General features: G+C 49.1%; 7 protein-coding genes. 6 read left to right on the top strand and 1 reads right to left on the bottom strand.

Annotated elements, in window-relative coordinates:
- Positions 1-321: 321 nt before the first annotated feature.
- On the bottom strand, positions 322-1413 hold the full coding sequence (gene dnaJ, locus Q0198_RS04680) for a molecular chaperone DnaJ (protein WP_297895576.1): 1092 nt from the start codon (positions 1411-1413) through the stop codon (positions 322-324).
- Positions 1414-1542: 129 nt separating this feature from the next.
- Here dnaJ and Q0198_RS04675 point away from each other — a divergent pair, with 129 nt between their 5' ends.
- The 6 genes from Q0198_RS04675 (at position 1543) to Q0198_RS04650 (ending at position 8871) form a co-directional block, all read left to right on the top strand.
- Complete coding sequence (locus Q0198_RS04675; protein WP_005870149.1) at positions 1543-2214, top strand: response regulator transcription factor; 672 nt, start codon at positions 1543-1545, stop codon at positions 2212-2214.
- On the top strand, positions 2211-3452 hold the full coding sequence (locus Q0198_RS04670; RefSeq protein WP_297895573.1) for an ArsS family sensor histidine kinase: 1242 nt from the start codon (positions 2211-2213) through the stop codon (positions 3450-3452). The genes Q0198_RS04675 and Q0198_RS04670 overlap by 4 nt, the downstream gene beginning before the upstream one ends.
- Positions 3449-4018 (top strand): recombination mediator RecR, encoded by a 570-nt coding sequence (recR, locus tag Q0198_RS04665; RefSeq protein WP_297895570.1) that lies wholly within the window; start codon positions 3449-3451, stop codon positions 4016-4018. Before Q0198_RS04670 ends, recR begins: the two co-directional genes overlap by 4 nt.
- A gap of 495 nt (positions 4019-4513) precedes the next feature.
- A complete protein-coding gene (gene murC, locus Q0198_RS04660; protein ID WP_005870158.1) occupies positions 4514-5821 on the top strand; it encodes a UDP-N-acetylmuramate--L-alanine ligase in 1308 nt (435 codons plus the stop codon).
- A gap of 61 nt (positions 5822-5882) precedes the next feature.
- Positions 5883-6674: a hypothetical protein gene (locus Q0198_RS04655; protein ID WP_297895567.1), complete on the top strand. Its 792-nt coding sequence runs from the start codon at positions 5883-5885 to the stop codon at positions 6672-6674.
- Positions 6664-8871, top strand: coding sequence for an endonuclease MutS2 (locus tag Q0198_RS04650; protein WP_297895565.1), 2208 nt, complete (start codon positions 6664-6666; stop codon positions 8869-8871). Before Q0198_RS04655 ends, Q0198_RS04650 begins: the two co-directional genes overlap by 11 nt.
- Positions 8872-9202: the final 331 nt, after the last annotated feature.

Genomic DNA, 9202 nt, shown 5'->3' with positions numbered 1-9202 from the left:
ACGAAATATTGCATCAGATCCTGACCGGACGATAATCCAGCACCGACAATAACCCCAACATATGCTAACGCTACATTTAAAATTTGTTTTAACATCATCCTACCTCTTAATTATAAAAATTTTAATTTGCTTTACTAATATTAAGAATCTTTAAATTTAAATAATATTAAATGCTAATTAAATTTTATCCAAATAATGACACGAAATTTACACCGAAATTACATCCAAACTCTTAGCGAGATTCCAAGCGAAAATCCCGTACTTTGGTGAATAAAACCGCAAGACCGCCGCTCAAGGCAGATCAAGGCAGATCAAGGCAGTTTACTTGAAAAAATTCTTGATCTTATCGAGTATCCCCTCGTCGTCTCCGCCCTTGCTACCGAAGCTTTCTTGAAGCTCGCGCAAAAGCGCCTCCTGCTTCTCGTTCAATTTTTTAGGAGTTTGGACGTTTACCTGCACGATCAGATCGCCGTTTTTCTTGGTGCGGATATTTGGCGCGCCTTCGCCGTAGATCGTGAAACGCTGCTTGTCCTTGGTGCCTACTTTGAGTTTCAGCTCCGCCTTGCCACGCGGCGTCGGCACCTCGATGCTCTCGCCCAAGATCGCCTGCGTGAAAAACACCGGCACCTCGATATACAGGTCGTCTCCATCGCGCAGGAAGTGGCTGTCCTCCTTCACGCGCACTATCACGTACAGATCCCCGATTTCGCCGGTTTTAGAAACGTTGCCCTTGCCGCTTAGGCGCACGCGCTGTCCGTCGTCGATACCTGCGGGGATATCAAATTTAAGGCTCACGTCCTCTTCGGTAAAGCCCTTGCCGCCGCAATCCTTGCACCTGTCTTTTACGATCTCGCCCGTGCCGCCGCATTCGGAGCAGCTTTGGATGAAGCTCATATATCCGCGCCTGACCGCGACGCGCCCCGTACCGCCGCAAGCGGAGCAGATGTGTCTTTTTTTATCCTTCGAGCCGGTGGCGTCGCAGGCGGAGCACGGCTTTTTGATCTTGTATTTTATCTCCTTGTGTACGCCCTCTAAAGCCTCTTTAAATTCCAGCGTTACGGCTAGTTCGGTATCTATACCGTATGGATCACTAGGGCGTGAGCGACCGCCTCCGCCGAATGCCTGCTCAAAAAAATCGCCGAAAATCGAGCTGAAATCAAATCCGCCGCCGCCCGTGCCGCCGTATGCGCCGCTGATGCCCTCTTTGCCGTAGCGATCATACATTCTGCGCTTTTGATCGTCGCTTAAAATTTGATACGCTTCGTTGATCTTTTTAAATTTCTCCTCCGACTCCTTGTCGCCTTGGTTGCGGTCGGGATGGAATTCCAAAGCGAGCTTTCTAAACGCCTTTTTTATCGTTTCGGCGTCGGCATCGCGCGCCACGCCTAAAATTTCATAATAATCTTCTTCCACGAAATTCTCCTTGAACTATACAAAAGAGGCAATTTTATCTAAATTTAATAAAACTCAAGTTAAGACTTAACTATTTTTATGTATAATGCAATATTTAAAATTTCAAATCAACGATGTAAAGGATAAAAAATGATAAATGTATTGATGATAGAAGACGACAGCGAGTTTGCACAGCTTCTAACCGAATATCTGGCTAAATTTAACATCCAAGTTACAAACTTTGAAGACCCATATCTGGGCATTAGCGCAGGGATCAAAAACTACGATCTGCTGATTTTGGATCTTACGCTTCCTGGAATGGACGGACTTGAGGTTTGCAAGGAGATCCGCGAGAAATACGACATCCCGATCATTATCAGCTCGGCTAGAAGCGACGTGAGCGATCGCGTTGTAGGCCTTCAGATCGGAGCGGACGATTACTTACCGAAGCCTTATGATCCAAAAGAGATGCACGCGCGCATTATGAGCCTCATCCGCCGCTACAAAAAAGCTAGCGAAAAGGAAGAAACCGCCACGGATAGCGTATTTCGTATCGACGATAAGCGCCATGAAATTTACTTCGGCGAGGAGTCGCTCGTGTTAACGCCTGCGGAGTATGAAATTTTAGAATACCTAATCAAGCAGCATAGCTTTTCGGTATCTCGCGAGCAGCTCGTATACCATTGCAAGAGCCTAAAAGATAAAGATTCAAAGAGCCTAGATGTCATCATCGGACGCTTACGCACCAAAATCGGCGACAGTTCCAAAGCGCCTAAGCATATCTTTTCGGTTCGCGGCATCGGCTACAAGCTCATCGGATGAAGCACTCCTTAATCACTAAAATTTCGGTTTTTTTTGTAATCGCGATCATCTTAGTCTGCGTGCTTTTCATCACATTCGCACGGATGCAGATGAATAGAGCTCTAGGCAGCATGCAGGCTAATCAAATAAACGCGGTCAATAATCTACTTGAGCTATACAAGCGTAATGCCCCTCCCAGCGATATTGAGCGCTACTTCTCCAGCTATGGCTTGGAACTTGTAAAAGACAAAAATATCATCCAAAACATCATCACGAGTGGTAAAATTTTTTTCGTTCAAGACACTTCTATCGGCGAGTTTAGCTCGGTCGAGTATAATAATTCACTTTTTTTAAATATCAAAAACAACTCTTTCGTCGTGGTTTTCGAAAGCCTCGGCACGAAGAATTTAAACGATCCGCTTTGGGTCGGGTTTTTGCTTACGATGGCGGTTTTGATCTCACTTTATCTATCGATAGTGCGAAGCTTCACGCCGCTAAAAAAACTAAGCAAAAATATCAAAAAATTCGCCCAGGGCAACTTGGATGTAAATTTAGCCGCCACGCATAGCGAAGACGAGATCGGGCAGGTCGCACAGGAATTTAACAACGCGATTGCTAAAATTCAAGAGCTGATCCGCTCGCGTCAGCTGTTTTTGCGCACCATCATGCATGAGCTTAAAACCCCGATCGGCAAGGGCAGGCTCATCACCGAAATGCTAGATAACGAAACACAAAAAGAGCGGCTCGTCAATGTCTTCGAACGTCTTGAAATTTTAATCAACGAGTTTGCCAAAATCGAGCAACTGCTCTCAAAGAGCTACTCGCTCAACTATCAGGATTATCATTTCAGCCTCATTTTAGAGCAAGTAAAAGATATGTCGATGCTCGATAATTGGGACGAGCTCATTAGCACAGATATCGAGTGCGATGCGGTGATAAACGTGGATTTCGGGCTATTTGCGCTGGCGATTAAAAATTTAATCGATAACGCCCTAAAATACTCCAGCGATAAAAAAGTCCGCATCATCTGCGACGAAAATAAAGTAAGTGTCGCCAACCGCGGCGCGGCGCTTGCAAAATCATTCGAGCATTATAAGCAGGCTTTTATCAGAAATAAAGACGAGAAAGCCACCGGTATGGGGCTCGGGCTTTACATCATCGATAAAATTTGCGAGCTGCATAAATTCCGCTTCGAGTACAATTACAGCGACGGTACGCACTACTTCTCGATCGTCTTTTCGCCGAAGGGCGCCATATGAGTGGCACAGACAGGTTTGAAGAGCTCGTCGCAAGCTTTGAAAAGCTCCCCGGCGTGGGCAAAAAGTCCGCTCTGCGCTTTGCCTACTACGTAAGCGTGCAAAATTCCTTCCTAGGGCTAAATTTAGCGCACAATATCGAAGAGGCGGTGCGCGGACTGCACAGATGCCGCATCTGCGGAGCGGTATGCGAGGGCGAGATCTGCGAATACTGCGCCGACGAGGAGCGCGAAAGCGATAAAATTTGCATCGTCGAAAACCCCAAAGATATCTTTATTTTAGAGAGTAATAAAATTTACAACGGTCGCTACTTCGTGCTAGACGCCGCTGACGAAGATAAAATCGCGGCGCTACGCGAGATGGTGAGCCGAAACGGCGCGAGCGAGCTGATATTTGCGCTGACGCCGGGCATCAACTCCGACGGCATCATGCTCTACGTCGAGGACAAGCTCGCGGATCTAAGCTTGAAATTTACCAAGCTCGCTCAAGGCGTGCCTACGGGCGTGAGCCTAGATAACGTCGATATGCTCTCGCTGATAAAGGCGATCAACGGGCGCACCGATATTTAAAATTTCGACGAAATTTTAAATTTATGCGGGTAAATTTATCAGCTAAATTTAAAGTACAAAGTGGCAAATAGGCTTTACTGCGGAGCCCGAGCGGCGAAATTTTAAGCGTTAAATTTAAATAATGGACGCGTGATGAAATTTACCGAAATTTACGCGGCTTCGTGCGCGATACGATGCGGCAGGCGCAGCAGCGCCCTGCTCGCTTCTAAATTTTAACGGCAAGTTTGAGCCGTAAAATTTTAAGCGCTCTCGTTTCAAGGCGGAATTTCGAGCGCTCAAATTTTAAAAAACGAAATTCAAAAACGACAAATTTTGAGCGCTCAAATTTTAAAAGCACTTTCGAAAGTAGCGATACGGGGTTGCGCGACGCGGCGAGCTCGTAAAATTTAAAGACGAATTTCAAGGCGCGCGGGAATGGTTTAAATTTTTAAATTTCGCCGACGCGGGATTTAAAAATTTAAACGTAATTATCTATTATAATATTTAAGGACAAAGGTGAAAAAGGTTCATTTTATCGGTATCGGCGGCATAGGCATCTCCGCATTAGCGAGATTTTTACACGAGAAAAATTTTATCATCTCAGGCTCGGATATCAAAGAGAGCGAGACGACCTACAAGCTAAGAGCGGACGGCATGGAGATCATCACGCCGCACGACGCTTCGGCGATCAAGGATCAGGAGATCGTCATCTACTCCGCCGCGATCAAAGAGGACAACGTCGAGCTGCAAGCCGCGCGCAAAAAAGGGATCGTCTGCCTCTCGCGCAAGGAGGCCCTGCCCTTCGTGCTAAAAGACAAGCGCGTCTTCGCAGTCGCCGGCGCACACGGCAAAAGCACCACGAGCGCGATAACCTCGGCGCTGATAAACGGCTCGGTCATCATCGGCGCGATTTCCAAGCAGTTCGGCTCGAATATGAAGTACGAAAACAGCGAAAACATCATCTTCGAAGCCGACGAGAGCGATTCTAGCTTTTTAAATTCCAACCCCTACGTTGCGGTCGTGACCAACGCTGAGCCCGAGCATATGGATCATTACGACAACGATTTGGATAAATTTCACGCGGCGTATCGCGGCTTTTTGGAGCGCGCCAAGATCCGCGTGATAAACGCCGAGGATGAGTTTTTAAGCTCCATCAAGCTCGGCTGTATCAAGCTCTTTCCTTCGCGCGATATAACGGATCTGAAGGTGCTGCTACGCGATCATCAGCCGTTTATGAGCTTTAATCTTAAAGAGCTCGGACGCTTCGAGGTTTACGGGCTAGGAAGGCACATCGCCATAGACGCGTCGCTAGCGATCCTTGCCGCAGCGTGCGAGACGGGGCTAGAGCAGATCCGCAAAAATTTACTAAATTACAAGGGGATCAAAAAGCGCTTCGACATCCTGTGCGCCACTCCAAACTTCGTGCTCATAGACGACTACGGCCACCATCCCACCGAGATCAGAGCGACGCTGCAAAGCGCGCGCGAATACGCTAGCCTGCTAGGGCTTAGCAAGATCACGGCGATCTTTCAGCCGCACCGCTTCAGCAGGCTTAAGGCGAATTTAAACGCCTTTAAAGAGTGCTTTGCGGGCGTAGAAGAGCTCGTGGTGCTACCCGTTTACGCTGCGGGCGAGCCTAGCAACGGCATCGATCTGAAAGAGGAGTTTAAGGGACTCGGAGCGCTATTTACCGAGCGAGTCTTTAGAAACGGCGAGAAGATAGAATTTAGCGATATTTTCGGCGTCCGACACATCATAAACGACGGGCTCGTGATCGGATTTGGCGCAGGCGACATCACCTATCAGTTGCGCGGAGAATTTTAAGCTTGAAAACTCTCGCCGAATTTACGAGCCAAACTCCGCTGCGGACGGGCAAGGATAGAATTTGAGATTTTTAGTATTTATTTTCGCATTTTTATTTATCGCGGCGATCTTTTTCGTGAGGGACGAAATTTTAAGCAAAAGGGTCAAAATCATCGCCACGACGCTGATCATGCTGCTGTGCGCGGGGGCGTATTTTTACGAAAGCGCGAGCGAGCGATCCGCCAAGCTTGAGGAGGAGATGGTGTTTAAATTTAACGCGGGCGCCAGATTAAGATGTGGCGGCGCGATAAATTCCGCTGCCGAAGCTCGCGGCGCGGCAAATTCCTTCTCCGAAAAACACAGCGCGGATGCGAAAAATTTGGGTTCACAAGACGACGAAGCAAATTTAAACGCACAGGGTGAGGCCGCTTCCGCCGCGCAAAGCTCCGCGGTGCAAACGAACGAGCAGGCTTCCGCTGAGCAAAACTATTCCGCGCAAACTAGCGACGCTGTTTCGAGCGGGCAAAATTCCGCGCAAAGCCCTACTTTGCAAAATTCTACGCAGCAAGGCGATACGCAGAACCGCGCGCCGCAAAATTCCGCGAGCCAAGGAGGTATGCGAAGCTCTGCCTCACAAAATTCCGCGCAACGAGACGACGTGCAAAGCTATAGTCCGCAAGCCTCCGCACAGAATTCTAAAGCTACGCAAAATTCCGCGCCGCAGAGCTTAAATTTGCAAAGCTCCGCGCAGATCGTGACGCGAGAGAGCTTCACCTACTCCTTTTCGCTGGGCGCTTTCATCGCCAAAAAAAGCGTGGGCGCGGAGTTTAAGGGCAAAACCTACAAGATCAAAGAGTGCGTTTATGATCAGTGACGAACTCTTTACGCGCCTAGATCTAGGCGAGTATTTAGCCAAATTTAAAAGCTTTTTGGCGCGCGGAAAGCCGCTGTTTTTAAGCGGCGATAGCAAGCTAAATTTTGAAAAAATTTCAGAGCTTACGAAATTTGATCTGGCGCAGTGCGAGAGCGTTGCGAACCTAGACGACGCGCTGATGCGTATCTCAAAGCACGGCGTGCTTCATATCAGCGAAATTTACGAGTTTAGCAAGATCGTTCGATATTTTTTGTATCTCAAAAAACAGCCTTTTGAGGGCAAACTCGCTGCTTGGCTTGCAAAGATCGAGATTCCTGAGCCCATCGCGCAACTAAAGGATTATTTCGACGATCAGGGCGGTTTTCGCGACGCGATAGACGAGCGCTTCGGCGCGCTAAATGAGGCTTTTAAGATAAAAAAGGGCGAGATCGAGCAGACGTTAAAAAGACTGATCTATTCCAAAGCTCTTTCGCCCTATCTCGCCGATACGCAGATCCACTACATAAGCGACACCGAGGCTCTGCTGGTGCGCGGAGGCTTCAACCACGTGCTAAAAGGCAGCGTCGTAGCGCGCTCAAGCGGAGGCTATTTTTACGTGCTTCCAGACGCAATCGCGGCTCTGAAATCCGCTCAAAGCGCGATTTTGGATAAAAAAGAGCAGATCGTTTTCGAGCACTGCAAGCAGATCAGCGCGATTTTCAATAAGAATTTAGCTTTTCTGAAATTTATAAACGCCGCTTTCGACGCGATCGATGCGCTGATTGCGCGCGCCGCGATGGCAAGAGCGAGCGATTATGAGTTCATCTTGCCTGAGCCCTCGCGCGACATCGTCCTAGACAGCTTCGCCCACCCCGCGCTTAAAAATCCAAAGCGCGTGAGCGTGGAATTTAGCGGCAAAATTCTGCTCATCACCGGCGTGAATGCGGGCGGAAAATCGATGCTTTTAAAAAGCATTCTAAGCGCGGCGCTGCTAGCTAAGTACCTCCTTCCGATGCCTATTCGCGCAAGCCTCAGCCGCATCGGCACTTTTAAGGAGTTCGAGCTCATAATGGAGGATCCGCAAAACTCCAAAAACGACATCTCGACCTTTGCGGGCAGGATGGTTGCCTTTAGCAAGCTGTTCGGGCGCAAAGAAATTCTAATCGGCGTCGATGAGATCGAGCTGGGTACCGATTTTGAGGAGGCTGCGAGCCTATACGGCGCGATGATCGAGCAGCTGATAAGCGGCGATGTAAAAATGATCATCACCACGCATCACAAGCGCCTGGCGATGCTACTAGCGAAGGATCCGCGCGTGGAGCTGCTGGCGGCGCTTTACGACGAGAAAAACAGCGCGCCGAAATATGAGTTTTTAAAGGGCACGATCGGCAAATCCTACGCCTTTGAAACCGCGCTGCGCTACGGCATAGCGCAAAATTTGATCGCCGCGGCGCGTAAAAACTACGGCGAGAGCAAAGAAAATTTAAACGAAGCGATCTCAAAAGCGATAAATTTAGAGCTTGAGCTAAAACAAAAACTAGCCCAAACGCAGCAAAAAGAGGAGAAATTAGACGCGTTGAGCGAGGCGCTAAAAGATCAGCGCGAGCGCGCGCAAAGCGAGCTGAAGGCGGAGCTTTCAAGGCTGCAAAACGAATACTACCGCGCGATTTCAGAGGCCAAACGCAGCGTGAGCCTAAGCGACGTGCGTGAAAAGCAGCGCGCCATAAACCGCGCAAACGAGCTCGCACGGGCCGTGCAGCAGCCCGAACTCAGCACGCCCGAGCCGCAAAGCTTCAAGGTGGGCGATCGCGTCAAATACGGCAAGATCAAGGGCGAAATTTTATCGCTCAGCAAAACCCAGGCGCTGATGCTAAGCGACGGTATCAGGCTGCGCGTGCCGCTTAGCGAGCTAAAGCGCAGCGGTGCGACGCCCGCGCCCGCAAAAAACATCAGCATCAAGGTGCAAAAGCCCTCCTCCGCGTCGCTCGTGCTCGATCTGCACGGCCTGCGCGCCGAGGAAGCGATCAGCAGGCTTGACAAATTCATCAGCCAAAGCCTCGTGATGGGCTTTGATGAGATCATCGTCAAGCACGGCATCGGCACGGGCAAGCTCGCGTTCGCGGTCAAGGAGTTTTTAAAATCGCACCCCAGCGTCAAGGGCTTTCGCGACGGCACGCCCGCAGAAGGAGGCTTCGGCTCAAAGGTCGTCTCGCTTTAGACTTAGGCTCGAAGGCCTTTTCGCTTCAGACACGGGTGCGAACGATGCGGAATTCGCTCATTTCATCTATGCCTTCGCCGAGGTTTGCAAAAGCACGGGTGCTTTTAACGTAGAATTTCGCCGCGAAATTTTAAATTTTACGCCCGCGAAGCTATAAAGCTTTTAAATTTAAACTTAGGATTTTAAAAATTTAAAACGCAAGAGCTCAATTTGAAATTCTAAAATTTTATGCGGCGTAAGCCGCTAAATAAAAATGCGCGGACGCAGTCCGCCCCGCTAGCGTCGTCGGAGGTTGGGTGGGGTTTGGGGCGGGAAGGGGAGCGACCTCGCA

It is taken from the genome of uncultured Campylobacter sp. (assembly GCF_938045205.1).
Taxonomy (GTDB): Bacteria; Campylobacterota; Campylobacteria; order Campylobacterales; family Campylobacteraceae; genus Campylobacter_B.
Note: the sequence above shows the minus strand (reverse complement) of the source record. Positions and strands in the feature narration are given on the sequence as shown.

What these genes read in the sequence shown, in the direction of transcription:
- Q0198_RS04675 (WP_005870149.1), top strand. Translation starts at nt 1,543, where the DNA reads ATGATAAATGTATTGATGATAGAAGACGACAGCGAGTTTGCACAGCTT.
- Q0198_RS04670 (WP_297895573.1), top strand. Translation starts at nt 2,211, where the DNA reads ATGAAGCACTCCTTAATCACTAAAATTTCGGTTTTTTTTGTAATCGCG.
- recR (WP_297895570.1), top strand. Translation starts at nt 3,449, where the DNA reads ATGAGTGGCACAGACAGGTTTGAAGAGCTCGTCGCAAGCTTTGAAAAG.
- Q0198_RS04650 (WP_297895565.1), top strand. Translation starts at nt 6,664, where the DNA reads ATGATCAGTGACGAACTCTTTACGCGCCTAGATCTAGGCGAGTATTTA.